This window comes from Achromobacter sp. FW305-C-28 (assembly GCF_058783235.1).
Genome location: NZ_JBYSYL010000006.1, coordinates 181,704 through 199,198, shown reverse-complemented (window position 1 = coordinate 199,198; position 17,495 = coordinate 181,704). Strand labels below are relative to the sequence as shown.

Here is a 17,495-nt window from a genome sequence, read left to right as displayed (position 1 = left end):
GCGGGGGCCTTATTTGCTGAGCAGGTCCGATACGCCCCACTTCTGCCCGATGGCGCCCAGCTCGCCGTTGCGCTTCATCTCGGCCAGCGCGGCGTTCACGGCCTCGAGCAGCGCGGCGTTGCCCTTCTGCACGGCCATGCCGACCTGCCACTTGCGCTGCGGCTGGTAGCCGGTGTCCAGCTTCACGCCCGGAATGTTCTTGGTCTTGATCTGGTAGATGATGCTGGGCGGGTCGACGATGCCCAGGTCGATGCGACCGGCGCGCACGTCGGCCAGCAGCGTCGAATAGTCCTGGTAGGTCGACACCTTGGTGCCGGGCATGTCCTTGATCATGTTGAACTGCACCGAGTCCACCAGCACGCCGACCTTCTGGCCCTGCATGTCTTCGAACTTGCCGTAGCGCCGGGTGGCCTTGTCGCTGACCACGATGCCCTCGCCCCACTCGTACACCGGCGCCGAGAAGTCGATGGCGCGGGCGCGTTCCTCGGTGATGAACAGCGGCGCCGACATGACGTCGGCGCGGCCCGAGGTCAGCGTCGGGATCAGGCCCGAGAACGGCACGTCGGCCAGCTTGTCGGCCACGCCCAGGTGCTTGGCCACGGCGGCCGCCACGTCCACCATGATGCCTTCCAGGCGGTTCGACTGCGGGTTCTTGAAGCCATGCGGCGGCGCGGACGCGGTGGTGACCACGTTGAGCGTCTTGTCGGCGCGCACTTCGTCCAGCGTGCGCGCGGCAACGGCGCCGGCCTGGGACAGCAGCGCGGCCGAGACCAGGCCGAGCAGGATGGATTTGAGTTTCATGGAATTCCCCTTGTATGAATGAATGCCGCGGGCGCCGTGTCAGGCCGGACGCCCTTCCGGGTACTGCCGTACCGCCACCGCCGCCAGCGCGCAGAATTCCTGCATGACGGTAGCGGCCAGGAAAGCCGTGGCGCCCTGCACGTCCTGCGGCGGCGACACGGTGTTCACGTCGAAGGCCACGAAGTTCAGGCCGGCCAGCTGGCGCAGCAGGGCCAGCCCTTCCTTGGGCGAAAGGCCGCCCCACTCCGGCGTGCACACGCCCGGCGCGCACGACGGATCGAAGATGTCCATGTCGAAGCACAGGTACACCGGCCGCTGGCCGATGCGCTGCTTGATGTCGTCCAGCGCGCCCTTCTGGTCGGCGTCGAACTCGTCGTAGGGCACGATCGTGTAGCCGACCTCGCGGCCGAATTCCAGCACGCCCGGCATGAAGGAACTGCCGCGCGTGCCCACATGGAAACTGCGCTGCACGTCCAGCAGGCCCTCTTCGGCGGCGCGGGTGAAGGTGGTAGCCGTGTTGTAGCCAGGAATCGGATAGGTATCGGTGTGCGAATCGAAATGCAGCACCACGAAGTCCGGGTGGCGCCGCGCCACGGCGCGCAGTTGCGGCAGCGTCACCGCGCCGTCGCCGCCCATCGAGATGGGAATCGCGCCGGCATCCAGGATGGCGCCGATGCCCGCTTCGATCAGCGGATACGACGCATCCGGGTCGCCCGGATGGCAGGCCACGTTGCCCACATCGATGGCGCGCAGGAATTCCGGCGGGTTGTCGATGCCATGGCGGCGGAAGATGTCCACCGGCCGCAGCAGCCGCGACTGCTCGCGGATGGCGTCCGGGCCTTGGCGCGATCCGACACGGAACGGATGCGTGCCGCAATCAAAGGGGATGCCCACGACGCAGGCGCGCGCGGCGCCGGTGCCGGCGGCACGCGCCGACGGCAGGCCCATGAACCCCGAGACGGGATGAAAACAGACTTCGGTGGACGGCGGCACAGCGCGGCTCCCTGGCATCAGCCAGCCGCGCCAGAGGCGAGCCGGCTGAAAATTTAGATTCAATCGAATCGCTATGCGATACGATCACGTCAAAATTAGAGTAACGCGCAAAAAGACTACCCGCCAATTAGGGAATTTCCCTGAGCGGCCCGTCTATTACTTGATTGAATTAATCGGGAATAAGCCGTGACCGGCTCCCGCATGGTGCGCCGAGCGCGCACCAGATTGCGGCCTGCCCTGGGGCAGGCCCGCGCGGTCAGGCCACGTCGCCCGAAGACGGCAACGCGCCACGCAGCGAACCGCCGGGCGGCTCCCATTCATAGAACGGATGCGAGCGTCCCAGCGTGCGCGATGCGCTGATGGCATGGGCCGTTTCGACCACCTGGGGACCGAACACGGCCTGCGCCTGCTCGAACGACCAGCGGCTGGAAGGCACCGACACATTGACCGCGCCCAGCGGTGTGCCGCCCGCGTCCAGCACGGCCGCGCTGATGGTCATGTCGCCCGGATAGAACTCGCTGTTGGAACGCGCATAGCCATGCCGGCGCGCGAATTCCAGCTCGGCCATCAATGCGTCCAGGTCGGTGATGGTGGAGGCCGTGAAGGGCTTGCGGTCGCAGCGCTCGAGCAGTCCGCGCGCCACGTCCGGGTCCAGGCGCGCCAGCACCGCGCGGCCCGAGGCCGTGGTGTACAGCGGCAGGCGCATGCCGACTGGCATGTTGACGAACATTTCCTTGTGGGTGGCAAAGCGTGCCACGTAGACCATGTCCAGCCCGTCAGGCTCGGCCAGGCTGCAGGTTTCCTGGCAGTTGCGGTTCAACGAGTGCAGGAACGGGTTGCCGCCCAGCACCAACGGGCTGGTCTGCACATACTTCATGCCCAGTTCCAGCGACCACGGCCCCAGCGAGAACTTCTTGCTGGCCGGATCCTTGCGCAGGTAACCCAGCGTCCATAACGTATGCGCGAAGCGCTGCACCGAACTTTTGCTCAAGCCCGTGGCCTCGGCCAGTTCGGGCAAGGTCATCGCCGGCCGGCCTTCGCCGAAGGCCCTGAGCACGGAAACGCCGCGTGCCAGCGCGGCGATGAACAAGGGGGAATCCTCGGCGGGTTGGGGTTGCGTCATGGCGCGCGCAGCGTCGGGTGGAAAAGCGCATAGCGTACCGCATAATGGTTCAACCATATCGCATGGCGATGCCCATCAGCATCCTGGCTGCAACGCAGGCAACGCGCCTCGCCCAAAAAAAACGGCCCGCGAACGGGCCGATTGCTCATGCCGCCGCGTTTAGCGGATCGGCCACGGGTACATGGCGCCGCCCTTGCTCCACAGCGCGTTGGTGCCGCGTTGCAGGCCCAGCTTGCTGTCCTTGCCGACGTTGCGCTCGAACACTTCGCTGTAGTTGCCCACGGCCTTGATGGCGTTGTAGGCCCACTTCTCGTCCAGGCCCATGTTCTTGCCGGCGCCCGGCGTCACGCCCAGGATGCGCGCGACGTTGGGGTTGTTGCTCTTGAGCATGTCGTCCACGTTCTTCTGCGTGATGCCGTATTCCTCGGCTTCCAGCAGCGCGAACAGGGTCCACCGCACGATGCCCAGCCAGTTCTCATCGCCCTGGCGCACCATGGGGCCCAGCGGTTCCTTCGAGAAGCGTTCCGGCAGGATCTCGTAGTCGTCCGGCTTGGCGACCTGGGTGGCGCGCACGGCGGCCAGTTGCGAGGCGTCGTCGGTGAAGGCGTCGCAGCGGCCCGATTCGAACGCGCGCACGACTTCGGTGACCTTGTCGATCACGACCGGCTTGAACTCGATGTTGTTGGCGCGGAACCAGTCGGCCAGGTTGAGCTCGGTGGTGGTGCCCGGCTGCACGCAGACGGTGGCGCCGTTCAGTTCCTTGGCGCTTTTCACGCCCAGCTTCTTGTTCACCAGGATGCCCTGGCCGTCGTAGAAGCTGGCGGCCACGGCCGACAGGCCCAGCGAGGTGTCGCGGGTCTGGGTCAGCGTGACGGTGCGCAGCAGCACGTCGACTTCGCCCGATTGCAGCGCGGTGAAGCGTTGCTGGGTCGACAGCGCCGTGCCCTTGAATTTGGTCGGATCACCGAACACCGCGGCAGCCACGGCGCGGCAGATGTCCACGTCCATGCCTTCCCATTCGCCCTTGCTGTTGGTGGCCGAGAAACCGGACACGCCGTCAGTCAGGCCGCATTGCACATAGCCCTTTTTCTTCACTGCATCCAGCGTGGGGCCGGCCACCGCTGCCTGGGATACGCAAGCCAGGGCCAGAGCGCCGGCAGCAAACGAGATCAACCGCTTCATTATTGCTTCTCCTGAATTAGATGCCCGCGCCGGCCTGTAGGCCCGCTGCGGCTGAAACCGAGCCCATGCTTTGCGGGCCGGCCGCCAGATTACGCGATGTCCACGGCGTGAACAACGCGCTCAGGCCTAGTGGAAACCCCAGGTGAAAGTGTCCTGGAAACCTAGGTGAAGTCCGATCACCGAACTTTATCCACACCCCCATCCCCCAGCGGCCTCCCCCCTGCGTGCCATACTTTTTTCGCGCCTTGTCCGAAAGGCGGCGCGATCGACATTCCCACAAAAAACCGGCCGCGCCATTCAAAAAAACCTCGGGCGCGCGCTGGCTCAAGGCCGACTCATGGAGGAGACAAATCCATGGCACAAGCAAGGAAAACGCAGCCCCGCAACCTTGCGGCAGGACATCGCCGCCACGCCCTCAAGACCCTGCTCTGCGCCACGCTGGCCGCCTGCGCCCTGGCCACGGCCGGCGCCCAGGCCGCCGACGACTGGCCCAGCAAGCCCATCAAGGTGATCGTGCCCTACACACCGGGCGGGTCCACCGACATCGTCACGCGCATCGTGATGGAAAAGCTCGGCCCGCGCCTGAAGCAGACCATCATTGTCGAGAACCGGCCGGGCGCCAACAGCAGCGTGGGCGCGGGCATCGCCGCCAAGGCCGACCCCGACGGCTACACCTTCCTGTCCATCCTGCCCGCGTTCATCATCAACTTCCACCTGTACAAGCTGCCCTACAAGCCCGACGACCTGACGCCGGTGGCGCAGATGGCCGACCTGCCGCTGTTCCTGTTCGTTTCGCAGGACCTGCCCGTGAACAGCGTGGCCGAACTGGTGGCCTATGCCCGCAAGCATCCGGACAAGCTCACCTACGCCTCCAGCGGCAACGGGTCCAGCGCGCACCTGACCGGCGCCGATTTCGCCCTGCAGAACAAGCTCACCATGACGCACGTGGCCTACAAGGGCAGCGCGCCGATCCTGACCGACCTGCTGGGCGGGCGGGTGTCGATGGTGTTCGACCCCATCCTGGTGCCGATGCAATACGTGAAGCAGAACCGCCTGAAGGCGCTGGGTTTCACCGGCAAGGCGCGCTGGCCCACCGAACCGGCCATTCCCACCATGGAAGAAGCCGGCATGCCGGGCTTTGTCACCGGGTCCTGGGCGGGCCTGATGGCGCCGGCCAACACGCCCAAGCCGATCATCGACCGCATGGCGCGCGAGATCAGCGAAATCGTGCAAGAGCCCGACGTGCGGCAGAAATTCCTGGACGCCGGCTTCTTGCCCGCCAGCGGCACCAGCGACCAGTTCGCCCAGCTGATGAAGCAGGACTCGGCGCGCTACGCCGACATCATCAAGCAGGCGCACATCACGCTGGACTGAGCCGCCCCGCGGCGACGCATCCGCGGGGCGCGCCGGCAACTCGCGCCCCGCCCGACCCGAAGGCAACCATGATCGACAAGTTCATCGACACTCCCCACGCCGCGGTGGCCGGCATCCATGACGGCGCCACCGTGCTGGTCAGCGGCTTCGGCGGCGCCGGCATGCCCACCGAACTGCTGCACGCCCTGATCGACCAGGGCGCGCGCGACCTTACCGTGGTGAGCAACAACGCCGGCAACCGCGAAACTGGCCTGGCCGCGCTCATCAAGGCGGGCCGCGTGCGCAAGGTGATCTGCTCGTTTCCCAAGGCCTCGCATTCGTGGGTATTCGACGACCTGTACCGCCAGGGCAGGATCGAACTTGAATGCGTGCCGCAAGGCACCATCGCCGAACGGCTGCGCGCCGCGGGCGCCGGGCTGGGCGGCTTCTTCACGCCCACGGCCTACGGCACCGAACTGGCCGCCGGCAAGGAAACCCGCATCATCGACGGCCGCGGCTACGTGTTCGAGGCGCCGCTGCACGGCGACTTCGCGCTGGTCAAGGCCGACCAGGCCGACCGCTGGGGCAACCTCACCTACCGAAAAAGCGCACGCAATTTCGGTCCCGTCATGTGCATGGCCGCCAAGACCACCATCGTGCAGGTGCGCGCCAAGGCCGCGCTGGGCGAACTCTCGCCCGAAGCCGTGGTGACGCCCGGCATCTTCGTCACGCGCGTCACCGAAGTGGCCGACGCCGCTTTTTCCAGCTAGGCCCAGCAACTTCAAGGAACCCGCAATGCCTACCCCCCTGACCCGCGAGGCCATGGCGCGCCGCCTGGCCCGCGACATTCCCGACGGCAGCTACGTCAACCTGGGCATCGGCATGCCCGTGCTGGTGGCCGCCCACCTGCCCGCCGGCCGCGAGATCGTGCTGCACAGCGAAAACGGCATCCTGGGCATGGGCCCGCCCCCCGCCGACGACGCCATCGACCTGGACCTGATCAACGCCGGCAAGCAGCCGGTCACCCTGCTCGACGGCGGCGCGTACTTTCACCACGCCGACTCGTTCGCCATGATGCGCGGCGGCCACCTGGACATCTGCGTCATGGGCGGCATGCAGGTCGCGGCCAACGGCGACCTGGCCAACTGGTCGCTGAACAAGCCGGGCGAGGCGCCGGCCGTGGGCGGCGCCATGGACCTGGCCGTGGGCGCGCGCAGCGTGTTCATCATGATGGAGCACAACAGCAAGAACGGCTCGCCCAAGATCGTCGAACGCTGCACCTATCCCTTGACCGGCGCCGGCGTGGTGGACCGCATCTACACCGATCTGGCCGTCATCGACATCACGCCGGACGGCCTGTGGGTCCGGGATATGATCGACGGCATGACCTTGACGGAACTGCAGGCGCGCACCGGCGCGCCACTGCACGCAGGCTGATGCTGCCCAACCTTCCTCCGCCCGGCTACGCCGCGCCGCTGGCTCCCGAAGACCACCCCGACCAGTTGCGGGGCGATCCCGACTACATGCTGACGCTGGCGCGCGGCCTGCACGTGATCCGCGCGTTCGGCACGCGGCGCCATCCGCAGACCGCCGCCGAGCTGGCGCGCCGCGCCGACCTGCCGCGCGCGGTGGTGCAGCGCTGTCTGCACACGCTGATGCTGCTGGGCATTGCCGAGCAGCACGGCCGTCTATACGTACTGACCCCGCGCATCCTGGGCCTGGGCTACGCCTACTTCTCGTCGACGCCGTTCGTGTCGCTGGCCCAACCGGTGCTGGAAGAACTCAGCGCCACCGTCAACGAGACCTGCGCGCTGGCCATCATGGAAGGCCACGAAATGCTGTACCTGGCGCGCTCCGAGGTGAACCGGCTGCTGGCCACGTCGATGGGGCTGGGCAGCCGCTTGCCCGCCTATTGCACGTCCATCGGGCGGGTGCTGCTGGCGCAGCTCTCCGAACCGGCGCTGGCGCGCTACTTCGCCGCCGTCGACCTGCAACCCTACACGGAATTCACGCTGGTCACCGAAGCGCGGCTGCGCGCCGAGCTGGAACGCATCCGCGAACAGGACTACGCGGTGGTCGACCAGGAACTCGAACTGAACGTGCGCGCGATCTCGGTGCCGGTGCGCTCGGCCAGCGGCAAGGCCTGCGGCGCGGTGAACGTCAGCGTGAAGGCGGCGCGGGTGCCGCTGGAACGGCTGACCGGCGAATTCCTGACGCCGATGCGGCAGGCGGTGGAACGGATCGGGGAATTCCTGGCGGCGTAAGGGACGGGCCTTACAGGTCCACGGCGTGAGGGACGGACCTTACAGGTCCGCGTGGGGAAAGACAGACCTTACAGGTCCGTCGTGTCCAGCGTGAACGCCGCCGCCGCGCGGCCGATGCGGTCGTTGACCGCGTGCCAGTCGTCGTTGGCGGGCGGGGCCTGCACGACGATGCGGGCAAAGCCCTGGCCGTCCAGGTCGCGCAGCAGCGCATACAGTGCCTGGGCGTAGCGCGCCGGGTCCGCCGGCACCTGCTGCCATTGCATTCGGGCATCCAGGCCCGCAGGGGGGGGCCCATACGCCACCACCACGACCTTGCCTGCCGGCAGGCCGCGGCCTTGCAGCACGGCCTGCAAGCGCGTATCGGAAGCCAGTTCCAGCGCGGTGCGCGGCGCGTAATGCGCCTTGAGCGTGCCCGACGCGCGTGGCGCCGCGGCGTCCGGCGCGAACACCTGCACGCCCAGCACCGCTTCGATCTGCGCGGCGCTGATGTGGCCGGGGCGCAGCAGCACCGGGCCCGCGCCGCGATCCAGCCGCGACAGGTCCAGGATGGTGGATTCGATGCCGACCTCGGACGCGCCGCCTTCCAGCACCGGCATGCCCGCGGCGACCTCGTCGGGGAATTCGTTTTTCACGTGGTCGGCGCGGGTCGGCGAGACCTGGCCGAACTTGTTGGCCGACGGCGCGGCCACGCCGCCCTGCCCGTTCGGCTTGCCGGCCGCGAACGCCGCCAGCAGCGCCTGCGCCACCGGATGCGAGGGGCAACGGATGCCAATGCTGTCCTGGCCGCCGCTGACCGTGTCGGCGATGTGCGGCGCGCGCTTGAGGATCAGCGTCAGCGGACCGGGCCAGAAGGCGTCGATCAGCAGACGGGCCTCGGGCGGCACCTCGGACACCCAGTACGACAGGTCGCCATGCGGGGCGATATGCACGATGACCGGGTGGTTCGACGGGCGACCCTTGGCGGCGTAGATCTTGCCCACGGCCTGCGGGTTCTCGGCGTCCGCCCCCAGGCCGTAGACGGTCTCGGTGGGAAACGCCGCCAGCTCGCCGTCCAGCAGGCGCTGGGCGGCGGCGGCGATGTCTTGCGCGCTGGCAGTATGGGACGGCTGGACAGGCATGACGTTACTCGGGCGCTTGCATGCCCAGCGCGGCGGCCACGCGCGCGGCGTCGGCCTGCGCTTCGCGCAAGCTGGCAGCGACGATGGTGACGTGGCCCATCTTGCGGCCACGGCGCGCTTCGCGCTTGCCGTACAGGTGCAGCTTGGCGGTGGGCACGGCCAGCGCGGCGGCCCAGTCGGGTTCGCGCTGCGCATCGCCGGTGGCCGATGGATACCAGATGTCGCCCAGGATGTTCAACATCACGGCCGGCGCCAGCAGGTCGGTGCTGCCCAGCGGCAGGCCGGCCATGGCGCGCGCCTGCTGCTCGAACTGGCTGGTGACGCAGGCGTCCATGGTGTAGTGGCCGCTGTTGTGCGGACGCGGCGCGATCTCGTTGACGATCAGGCTGCCGTCCTGCAACACGAAGAATTCCACGCACAGGACGCCGTGATAGCCCAGGCCCTGCGCGATGGCTTGCGCGGCCTCGGTGGCGCGCGCCTGGCGTTCGGCGTGGGCAGCATCCTGCTTGACCGGCGCCGCGGTGGACACGGCCAGGATGCCGTCGCGGTGCACGTTGCGGGCCACCGGGAACACCACGCTCGCGCCATCGAAACCGCGCGCGATCACGACCGAGATTTCGTAGTCCAGCGGCATCAGCGCTTCGAGCACGCAGGCCACGCCGCCAAATTCGGCAAAGGCGGCCAGCGCGGCTTCGCGCGTGTCGATGCGGGCCTGGCCCTTGCCGTCGTAGCCCAGCCGGGCCACCTTGAGGATGCCCGGGAACAGCGCATCAGGCGCGGCGTGCAGGTCGGCTTCGCTGCGGATGGCCGCGTGCGGCGCCACCGTGATGCCCTGGCCGGCAATGAAGCTCTTTTCGGAAATGCGGTCCTGCACGATCGCTACCGCATCGGCGGCCGGGCTGACGCGGCAGCGCGTGGCCAGCGCGCGCAGGCTGGCGGCCGGCACGTTCTCGAATTCGGTGGTGACGGCCTGACAGGTGCTGGCCAGGCGCTCGAGGCCGGCCTCGTCGTCGTAGGCGGCCTGGATGTGCAGGTCCGCCACCATGCCCGCGGGGCATTCGGCGGCCGGGTCCAGCACCGCGACCTTGTAGCCCAGGCTTTGCGCCGCGTGGCAGAACATGCGGCCCAGCTGGCCGCCGCCGAGCAGGCCAAGCCAGCCGCCGGGTGCGATGGAGAAAGCAGTCGATTGCGTCATTCGGATCAGGCCTCGGGCGGAACCTTCATGTCACGCGCGGCCTGCGTCTGGCGCGCGCGGAACGCCACCAGCTTCTTGTGCAGGCCCGCGTCGGTGCCCGCCAGCGTGGCGATCAGGTGCAGCGCGGCGTTGGCGGCGCCGGCCTCGCCGATGGCGAAGGTGGCGACCGGCACGCCCTTGGGCATCTGTACGATGGACAGCAGCGAGTCTTCGCCGCGCAGGTACTTGGACGGCACCGGCACGCCGAACACCGGCACTTCGGTCAAGGCCGCCATCATGCCCGGCAGGTGCGCCGCGCCGCCGGCGCCGGCGATGATGCCGCGCAGGCCACGCTCGAACGCCGCGGCGCCGTATTCGGCCATGTCCTGCGGCATGCGGTGCGCGGAGATCACGCGGGCCTCATAGGCCACGCCGAAGTCTTCCAGCATGGTGACGGCGTGCTTCATGACCTCCCAATCGCTGGAAGAACCCATAATCACGCCCACCACGGGGGGAGCGTCTGCCGCTGCGGAAGTCTTGGCTGTCATAACCGATGTCGAGTAGTTGGATGGCCGCGGCGAAACCGCGAAACCCGGTATTTTACCCGGCGTCGGCGGCACCCTTACGACGGATCGGCGGAACCCAGCCAGAGATAGCGGGTGGGGTTGTCCGGGCAAGGCCCGAAACCGCATTGCAGCGTGGTGCTGCCCAGGTTGCCCAGCACCATGATGAAAAACAGGGCCATGACCACCACACCCAATGCCGAGACCGGCCGCTTGAGCACGTTGTCGCCCCATTTGCGGTCCGCCGACAGCATCACCACGCAGAAGACGATCAGCGCAGTAAAGGCGATGAACCCCCAGGTATAGAAATGCAGGCCCAGCAGCGTCGTGCCGTAGCCGGGGTCGCCCGGCGCGATGTGCAGCAGCACCTGGCGGCCCGAGGCCACCATGCCGCCCAGCGAGGCCGCGATCGTCATGGCGTAGTGCATGGGCGACGGCCCCAGCCGCAGATTCAGCAGCAGCCCGACGCCGGCCAGCATCAGCGCCACACGCTGCAGCAGGCAGAGCGGGCACGGCAGCTCGTCGTAGGCGAATTGCCAGGCGAATGCCAGGCCCAGGATGACGGTCACGCCCAGCAGGGCCAGGCCGTTGAGCACGCGCGAGCCGCGCGCGGGATGGCGGGTGAAGATCATGTCGGCGGCCTAGAGCGACAGCGCCAGCGGGCTGGTCATGTGGAACTGGCACCAGGCGGCGAACACCAGCAGGGTGATCAGCCAGAACGCCACGCAGGGACGGCGCTTGCCGAGCATGCCGAACCACACCGCGACCAAACCGGTCAGGAAAGGCAACATCATTGTCATGCGCAGCTCCCGTCTCTATGTCCGCGGCGAGTATAACGTAACAATAAGCAATAATTCTTACCGAAAAACAGGGATTTCCCTGATCGATCGGCCATCGCGGACAAAAAGAAACCCGCCCGGAAAGCGGGCGGGTTGCGGGGTGACCAGGCGCGTGGGCGCGATCAGGCGATCAGGCGATCCAGCGCTTCGCGGTACTTGGCGGCGGTCTTTTCCAGCACGTCCTGGGGCAGGCGCGGGGCCGGCGGGGTCTTGTCCCAGGTCTGGGTTTCGAGCCAGTCGCGCACGAACTGCTTGTCGAACGACGGCGGGCTGATGCCCACGCGGTAGCCGTCGGCGGGCCAGAAGCGCGAGGAATCCGGGGTCAGCACTTCGTCCATCAGGTAGAGCGTGCCATCGTCGTCCAGGCCGAATTCGAACTTGGTGTCGGCGATGATGATGCCCTTGGTGGCGGCGAACTTGGCGGCTTCGGCGTACAGCTTGAGCGTGACGTCGCGGATGCGTTCGGCCATTTCCTGGCCGACTTCCTTGACCACGTGGGCGAAGTCGACGTTTTCGTCGTGCATGCCGAATTCGGCCTTGGCCGCGGGCGTGAAGATGGGCTCGGGCAGCTGGCTGGCCTGTTGCAGGCCGGCGGGCAGCTTGATGCCGCAAATGGCGCCGGTGGCCTGGTAGTCTTTCCAGCCGGAACCGATCAGGTAGCCGCGGGCCACCGCTTCGACCAGGATGGGCTTCAGGCGCTTGACCACCACGGCGCGGCCGCGCACTTGGTCGACTTCGTCGGGCGCCACCACGTCTTCGGGCTTCACGCCGGTGGAGTGGTTCGGCAGGATGTGGGCCAGCTTCTGCAGCCAGAACTCGGTCAGCTCGGTCAGCACCTGCCCCTTGCCGGGGATGGGATCGTCGAGGATGACGTCGAACGCCGAGATGCGGTCCGAAGCGACGATCAGCAGCTTGTCGTCGCCCACGGCGTACATGTCGCGGACCTTACCGCGGCCCAGCAGCGGCAAGGACTTGATGCTGGATTGATGCAAAGCAGAAGTCACGGGAAAAATGGCCTATGGCAAAAATGAGGGCGCAAGAAAGCGCATAGGTTACTGCAAATAGGTCCGTCTTGCCGGGTCGCGGACCCCGGGTTAGTCTGGCTGCATTCCAAATGATGCGCCGGCCGCGAACTCGCGTCACGGCGCCCCCTTTTCACCTGGAGGAGACAAAGTCGTATGCAGGAAGCATCCTTAAAACGCGCGTCCCACGCCGACGCGCAGGTTCACCTGACCGGCGGCTGCCAATGCGGCGCCGTGCGGTTCGCGGTGACGGACGAGCCCATCATGGCCGCCACCTGTCATTGCCGCGATTGCCAGTATTCCAGCGGCGGCGCGCCGGCCCACGCGCTGATCTTCCCGGCCGGCTCCGTCACCCTGCTGCGCGGCCAGCCGCGCGAGCACCGCTACAAGAGCGATTCCGGCCACATCGTGATGCGCAGCTTCTGTCCGGAATGCGGCACGCCGCTGTTCGGCGGCTCGGACAGCACCACGTACGAAGTGGTGCGGGCCGGCTCGCTGGACGACCCCGAGGCCTTCCACACCCGCGTCAGCCTGTGGACCGACTCGGCCCCATCCTGGCACCACGTGGACAAGTCGGTGCCGCACTTTCCCAAGAACGCGCCGTCGGCCTAGCGCGACGCGCAAGAAAAAGGCGGGCCCGCCGGGGCCCGCCTTTTTTTCGCCTGGTTCCGGCCGGTGGCGGCCCCGAAAGGCGCCCCACCCGGCCGGCCCAGCGGCTTACTGCACCACTTGGGCCAGCTTGCCCGAAGCGTACTGGGCGGCGATGTCGGTCAGCGGCAAGGCCTTGATCTTGCTGGCGTTGCCGGCGGTGCCGAATTCGGTGTAGCGAGCCACACAGATTGCCTTGGCGGCGGCGCGGGCCGGCTTCAGGTATTCGCGCGGGTCGAACTTTTCGGGGTTCTCGGCAAAGAAGCGGCGGATCGCGCCGGTCATGGCCAGACGGATATCGGTGTCGATATTGATCTTGCGCACGCCGTACTTGATGGCTTCCTGGATTTCCTCGACGGGCACGCCGTAGGTTTCCTTCATGTTGCCGCCGAATTCACGGATCTCGGCCAGCAGTTCCTGCGGCACGCTGGAGCTGCCGTGCATCACCAGGTGGGTGTTGGGCAGGCGGGCGTGGATTTCCTTGATGCGGGCGATCGACAGGATGTCGCCGGTGGGCTTGCGCGTGAACTTGTAGGCGCCGTGGCTGGTGCCGATGGCGATGGCCAGGGCGTCCAGCTGGGTGCGGCGCACGAAGTCGGCGGCTTGTTCCGGGTCGGTCAGCAGCTGGTCCATGGTCAGCTTGCCGTCGGCGCCGTGGCCGTCTTCCTTGTCGCCTTCCATGGTTTCCAGCGAGCCCAGGCAGCCCAGTTCGCCTTCGACCGTGACGCCCAGCTTGTGGGCGATGTCCACGACCTTCTTGGTGACGTCGACGTTGTAGTCGTAGTCGGCGATGGTCTTGCCGTCTTCTTTCAGGGAGCCGTCCATCATGACGCTGGAGAAGCCCAGGTCGATGGCGCCTTGGCAGACCTTGGGCGACTGGCCGTGATCCTGGTGCATGACCACGGGGATGTGCGGGTAGGACTCAACGGCGGCCTGGATCAGGTGCTTCAGGAAGCCTTCGCCGGCATATTTGCGGGCGCCGGCCGAAGCCTGCATGATCACCGGGCTGTCGGTCTCCGCCGCGGCTTCCATGATGGCCTGGACCTGTTCCAGGTTATTGACGTTGAAAGCCGGAATGCCGTAGCCGTGCTCGGCGGCGTGGTCGAGCAACTGGCGCATGGAGACTAGGGCCATGAGTGGTCCTCCTTAGGTACTGTGGATTGAAAGATGGTTGAAATCGAGCCGAATGGCGAGATTTTACGGGGGAATCGAAGAAAGGTCTTGAAACGGCCGGTATCCCTATCCACCAGGACTAAACCGGCCGTCTGACGGGGCCGCAGGTCCGTCCTAGGGACGGCCGGCGTGCGGCACGTCCACCTGCGTCATCAGGATCCGCCCTTCGGGCTTGGCCCGGCGGTTGGCCTCGATGAAATCGGGCGCGGCCGCCATGAACAGGGTCTTGCCGTCCGGGCCACCCAGCGCCGCGGCGAAGATGCCGAATTCGCCGGTATCGATCTGTTCCAGGATCTTGCCGCCGCGCGCCACCCGCACGATGCGCTTGCCGATGGCGTCGGCCACCCACAGGGCGCCCTCGGCATCCAGTGCGCCGCCGTCCGGCCCGATGGCCGAGGCCGCGATCAGCACCGACAGGTCGTTGGAATCGGGCAAGGCGCCGAAATGGGCCCAGTCGCGCCGCGGCCCCAGGGCGCCATGAGCCAGGATATCGAATTCCGAGATGCGGTTGCCGAAGGTTTCGTTGACGATCAGCGTCTTGCCGTCAGGCGTGATGAACGAGCCATTGGGAAACCACAGCCCGTCGGCCACCACCTGGGCGACGCCGTCCGTGTCCACCCGCACCAGCGTGGTGGTGGCAAATGGCTCGCCGGCCATCAGGTCGAAGCCGAAGTTGCCCACGTAGGCCCGGCCCTGGTCATCCACCACCAGGTCGTTGATGGGCCCGCCGGTCAGGGCAGACAGGTCGGCATGCTGCGACAGCGTGCCGTCCGTTTCGCGGCGCAGGAGCTTGCGGTCTTTCATGGACGAGATCAGCAGGCGCCCGTCGGGCAGCCAGCCCAGGCCGGAGGGCTGCTGCAACACCCGACAGATCACCTCGACGCGCCCTTGCAGGTCCACGGCGAGCACCTGGCCGGTGTAGAAGTCCGACGCCCACAAGCGCCCGTCGTGCCAGCGCAGGCCTTCCAGGTAGGTGTACCCGGACGCCAGGACGGACAATTCGCGTTTCGGCATAGCTCTGTCTCCTATATAGGTATCGGACCTGGGCGGCCCACTTTTCTCGGTTGTCCGCCGGCTGGCGGCGGACCCGGGTGTTGCCATTCTGGCATGGCCGGCGGCACGGGTTCGATTGTGCCGATCCGTCCCCAACCTGACAACTAACTGTCAGGTTCACGGCGTTAACATCGCGCCCCAAGGGTTAACCCGTGCCGCTCCGGGCGCCCTCCGGCATATCCGTCATTGGACCGATTCGCCCCGCCTCGTGCCGGCGGGTAAGGCCCCCGGCCGACCGATAGAGTCCCTGTTTTCCGTTTTTAGAAGATGAATACTAAGAAGCTGACGCGTTACATCGGCATTGCCATGGTGCTGGGCGTCGTGGTGGGCTATTTCTGCAACAAGTACGCGCAGAACGCGCAAGAGGCCAAGGAAATCGCCTCGTACTTCAGCCTGATCACGGACATCTTCCTGCGCATGATCAAGATGATCATCGCGCCCCTGGTGTTTGCCACGCTGGTGTCGGGCCTGGCCAGCATGAGCGACGCCAGCGCCGTGGGCCGCATCGGCCTGCGCGCCATGTTCTGGTTCATCGCCGCCTCGGCCATCTCGCTGCTGCTGGGCCTGGCCCTGGTCAACATCTTCCAGCCTGGCGCGCACCTGAACCTGGCGCTGCCGGACGCGGCCGCCACCGCCGGCCTGAAAACGGGCGACTTCACGCTCAAGGCCTTCATCGCCCACGTGTTCCCCAAAAGCATCGCCGAAGCCATGGCGAACAACGAGATCCTGCAGATCCTGGTGTTCTCGCTGTTCTTCGGCGCGGCACTGTCGTTCATTCGCGGCAAGGGCCACAACACCATCTACAACATGATCGACGAGCTGGCCAAGATCATGTTCCGCGTGACCGACTACGTCATGCGCTTCGCGCCCCTGGGCGTGTTCGCCGCCATGGCTGCCGCCATCACCACCGAAGGCCTGGGCGTGCTGGTCAGCTACGGCAAGCTGATCGGCGAGTTCTACCTGGGCCTGGCGCTGCTGTGGGCCATCCTGTTTGCCGTGGGCTACCTGTTCCTGGGCAAGTCCACCTTCCGGCTGGGCGGGCTGATCAAGGAACCGACCCTGCTCGCCTTTTCCACCGCCAGCAGCGAATCGGCCTACCCCAAGACGATCGAGGCGCTGGAGCGTTTCGGCGTGTCCAAGCGCATTTCGGGCTTCGTGCTGCCGCTGGGCTATTCGTTCAACCTGGACGGCTCGATGATGTATCAGTCGTTCGCCGTGCTGTTCATCGCCCAGGCCTACAACATCGACATGAGCTTCTCGCAGCAGCTGACCCTGCTGCTGGTGCTGATGGTGACCAGCAAGGGCATGGCCGGCGTAGCGCGCGCTTCGCTGGTGGTGGTGGCGGCCACGCTGCCGATGTTCCACCTGCCCGAAGCCGGCCTGCTGCTGATCATGGGCATCGACCAGTTCTTCGACATGGGCCGCACGGCCACGAACGTGGTCGGCAACAGCCTGGCCACCGCCGTGATCGCCAAGATGGAAGGCAACGAGGAAGACTTGGCCCCCAAGGCCGACATCGGCCAGCCGGCCGGCGGTGCGTCGCAACCCGGCCAGACCGCGTCGCGCAACGCCTGAACGGACGCGTCGCACTGACGCATTCCTGAAATGGGAAACGGGCTCCGCATCATGATGCGGAGCCCGTTTCCGTTTCTTGACCGTGCGCCGCGCCCGGCGCAACATAGAAGCCCCTTGGCCCCATTAAGGGCGACGTGGAACAGGCGACGAGCAACAGGCGGCGTGCAACGGGTGTCGCGCCGGGCATCGCGCCTGGCACCCCGCACCCACGACCCATGCCATGAAATCTCTACGCTTGCGCACCGCGCTCGCGGCGGCGGCACTGATGGCAGCGCTGCCCTCCGCTCACGCCTGGACCCGCATTTCCTGCGACCTGACCGGCATCGTCGCCACCCTGCCCGAACAGATGCGCCAATACCGCACCGACGGCACCGAGGTGTCGCACGTGCTGTTCCGGTTGCAGGTGAAGGCTGCGGATATTCCCGAGGGCGCACGCGCCGACACCGACTGCACCGAATTCGTCGACCGCCTGATCGACGTGGCGCTGGACAACGTCGACCCGTCGGCGGTGCGCAAGGGCAAGCCCTTGAAGCTGCTGTATCGCTACGATGAATCGCTGGGCGAGGCCCGCGCCACCCGGTTTGAGCTGGCGCGCTAGCAGATACCGCCGTCAC

The 17,495-nt window shown here is 67.0% G+C and carries 19 protein-coding genes; 7 read left to right on the top strand and 12 right to left on the bottom strand.

The window, feature by feature from the left end; genetic code table 11:
• Nucleotides 1–9 precede the first annotated feature (9 nt).
• The 4 genes from AC3WMR_RS16985 to AC3WMR_RS16970 all read right to left on the bottom strand — a co-directional run bounded on the left by AC3WMR_RS16985 (nucleotide 10) and on the right by AC3WMR_RS16970 (nucleotide 4,099).
• Nucleotides 10–801 carry an ABC transporter substrate-binding protein gene (locus AC3WMR_RS16985; protein WP_492264089.1) on the bottom strand — a complete coding sequence of 264 codons (792 nt, stop codon included), beginning with the start codon at nucleotides 799–801 and terminating at the stop codon, nucleotides 10–12.
• Nucleotides 802–840: 39 nt separating this feature from the next.
• Nucleotides 841–1,749 carry an arginase family protein gene (locus AC3WMR_RS16980; protein ID WP_492264225.1) on the bottom strand — a complete coding sequence of 303 codons (909 nt, stop codon included), beginning with the start codon at nucleotides 1,747–1,749 and terminating at the stop codon, nucleotides 841–843.
• Between the two features lie 301 nt (nucleotides 1,750–2,050).
• Nucleotides 2,051–2,917: an IclR family transcriptional regulator gene (locus tag AC3WMR_RS16975; protein WP_492264090.1), complete on the bottom strand. Its 867-nt coding sequence runs from the start codon at nucleotides 2,915–2,917 to the stop codon at nucleotides 2,051–2,053.
• A 159-nt stretch (nucleotides 2,918–3,076) separates the two neighbouring features.
• The gene (locus AC3WMR_RS16970) at nucleotides 3,077–4,099 is read right to left on the bottom strand and encodes an amino acid ABC transporter substrate-binding protein (protein WP_492264091.1); all 1,023 of its coding nucleotides are present in this window, start codon (nucleotides 4,097–4,099) and stop codon (nucleotides 3,077–3,079) included.
• Nucleotides 4,100–4,453: 354 nt separating this feature from the next.
• On the opposite strand from AC3WMR_RS16970, the gene AC3WMR_RS16965 reads away from it, so the two are divergent.
• The 4 genes from AC3WMR_RS16965 to AC3WMR_RS16950 all read left to right on the top strand — a co-directional run bounded on the left by AC3WMR_RS16965 (nucleotide 4,454) and on the right by AC3WMR_RS16950 (nucleotide 7,716).
• Nucleotides 4,454–5,473 carry a Bug family tripartite tricarboxylate transporter substrate binding protein gene (locus AC3WMR_RS16965; RefSeq protein ID WP_492264092.1) on the top strand — a complete coding sequence of 340 codons (1,020 nt, stop codon included), beginning with the start codon at nucleotides 4,454–4,456 and terminating at the stop codon, nucleotides 5,471–5,473.
• Between the two features lie 68 nt (nucleotides 5,474–5,541).
• Complete coding sequence (locus tag AC3WMR_RS16960) at nucleotides 5,542–6,222, top strand: 3-oxoacid CoA-transferase subunit A (RefSeq protein ID WP_492264093.1); 681 nt, start codon at nucleotides 5,542–5,544, stop codon at nucleotides 6,220–6,222.
• A 25-nt stretch (nucleotides 6,223–6,247) separates the two neighbouring features.
• The gene (locus AC3WMR_RS16955; RefSeq protein ID WP_492264094.1) at nucleotides 6,248–6,889 is read left to right on the top strand and encodes a 3-oxoacid CoA-transferase subunit B; all 642 of its coding nucleotides are present in this window, start codon (nucleotides 6,248–6,250) and stop codon (nucleotides 6,887–6,889) included.
• Nucleotides 6,889–7,716 carry an IclR family transcriptional regulator domain-containing protein gene (locus AC3WMR_RS16950; RefSeq protein WP_492264095.1) on the top strand — a complete coding sequence of 276 codons (828 nt, stop codon included), beginning with the start codon at nucleotides 6,889–6,891 and terminating at the stop codon, nucleotides 7,714–7,716. The genes AC3WMR_RS16955 and AC3WMR_RS16950 overlap by 1 nt, the downstream gene beginning before the upstream one ends.
• Before the next feature lie 68 nt (nucleotides 7,717–7,784).
• On the opposite strand, the gene AC3WMR_RS16945 is transcribed toward AC3WMR_RS16950, so the two are convergent.
• The 6 genes from AC3WMR_RS16945 to AC3WMR_RS16920 form a co-directional block, all read right to left on the bottom strand.
• Entirely contained in the window at nucleotides 7,785–8,834 is a 1,050-nt protein-coding gene (locus AC3WMR_RS16945; protein ID WP_492264096.1) for an L-threonylcarbamoyladenylate synthase, read from the bottom strand.
• Nucleotides 8,835–8,838: 4 nt separating this feature from the next.
• Nucleotides 8,839–10,029 (bottom strand): 5-(carboxyamino)imidazole ribonucleotide synthase, encoded by a 1,191-nt coding sequence (locus AC3WMR_RS16940; RefSeq protein ID WP_025137397.1) that lies wholly within the window; start codon nucleotides 10,027–10,029, stop codon nucleotides 8,839–8,841.
• 5 nt (nucleotides 10,030–10,034) lie between these two features.
• Nucleotides 10,035–10,556, bottom strand: coding sequence for a 5-(carboxyamino)imidazole ribonucleotide mutase (gene purE / locus AC3WMR_RS16935; protein ID WP_492264097.1), 522 nt, complete (start codon nucleotides 10,554–10,556; stop codon nucleotides 10,035–10,037).
• 74 nt (nucleotides 10,557–10,630) lie between these two features.
• The gene (locus tag AC3WMR_RS16930; RefSeq protein ID WP_492264098.1) at nucleotides 10,631–11,203 is read right to left on the bottom strand and encodes a disulfide bond formation protein B; all 573 of its coding nucleotides are present in this window, start codon (nucleotides 11,201–11,203) and stop codon (nucleotides 10,631–10,633) included.
• Nucleotides 11,204–11,212: 9 nt separating this feature from the next.
• The gene (locus AC3WMR_RS16925) at nucleotides 11,213–11,371 is read right to left on the bottom strand and encodes a DUF5993 family protein (protein ID WP_025137394.1); all 159 of its coding nucleotides are present in this window, start codon (nucleotides 11,369–11,371) and stop codon (nucleotides 11,213–11,215) included.
• A gap of 161 nt (nucleotides 11,372–11,532) precedes the next feature.
• Nucleotides 11,533–12,414, bottom strand: a complete 882-nt coding sequence (locus AC3WMR_RS16920) for a phosphoribosylaminoimidazolesuccinocarboxamide synthase (RefSeq protein ID WP_025137393.1) — start codon at nucleotides 12,412–12,414, stop codon at nucleotides 11,533–11,535.
• 174 nt (nucleotides 12,415–12,588) lie between these two features.
• Here AC3WMR_RS16920 and AC3WMR_RS16915 point away from each other — a divergent pair, with 174 nt between their 5' ends.
• The gene (locus AC3WMR_RS16915; RefSeq protein ID WP_492264099.1) at nucleotides 12,589–13,044 is read left to right on the top strand and encodes a GFA family protein; all 456 of its coding nucleotides are present in this window, start codon (nucleotides 12,589–12,591) and stop codon (nucleotides 13,042–13,044) included.
• Nucleotides 13,045–13,149: 105 nt separating this feature from the next.
• Here AC3WMR_RS16915 and fba read toward each other — a convergent pair whose 3' ends face one another.
• Nucleotides 13,150–14,214: a class II fructose-bisphosphate aldolase gene (gene fba, locus AC3WMR_RS16910; RefSeq protein ID WP_183004456.1), complete on the bottom strand. Its 1,065-nt coding sequence runs from the start codon at nucleotides 14,212–14,214 to the stop codon at nucleotides 13,150–13,152.
• Between the two features lie 153 nt (nucleotides 14,215–14,367).
• Nucleotides 14,368–15,267, bottom strand: coding sequence for an SMP-30/gluconolactonase/LRE family protein (locus AC3WMR_RS16905; protein ID WP_492264100.1), 900 nt, complete (start codon nucleotides 15,265–15,267; stop codon nucleotides 14,368–14,370).
• Between the two features lie 306 nt (nucleotides 15,268–15,573).
• Between AC3WMR_RS16905 and AC3WMR_RS16900 the strand changes: the two genes are divergently transcribed.
• Complete coding sequence (locus AC3WMR_RS16900) at nucleotides 15,574–16,881, top strand: dicarboxylate/amino acid:cation symporter (protein WP_492264101.1); 1,308 nt, start codon at nucleotides 15,574–15,576, stop codon at nucleotides 16,879–16,881.
• Nucleotides 16,882–17,101: 220 nt separating this feature from the next.
• Nucleotides 17,102–17,479: a hypothetical protein gene (locus AC3WMR_RS16895; RefSeq protein WP_199166658.1), complete on the top strand. Its 378-nt coding sequence runs from the start codon at nucleotides 17,102–17,104 to the stop codon at nucleotides 17,477–17,479.
• Nucleotides 17,480–17,495: the final 16 nt, after the last annotated feature.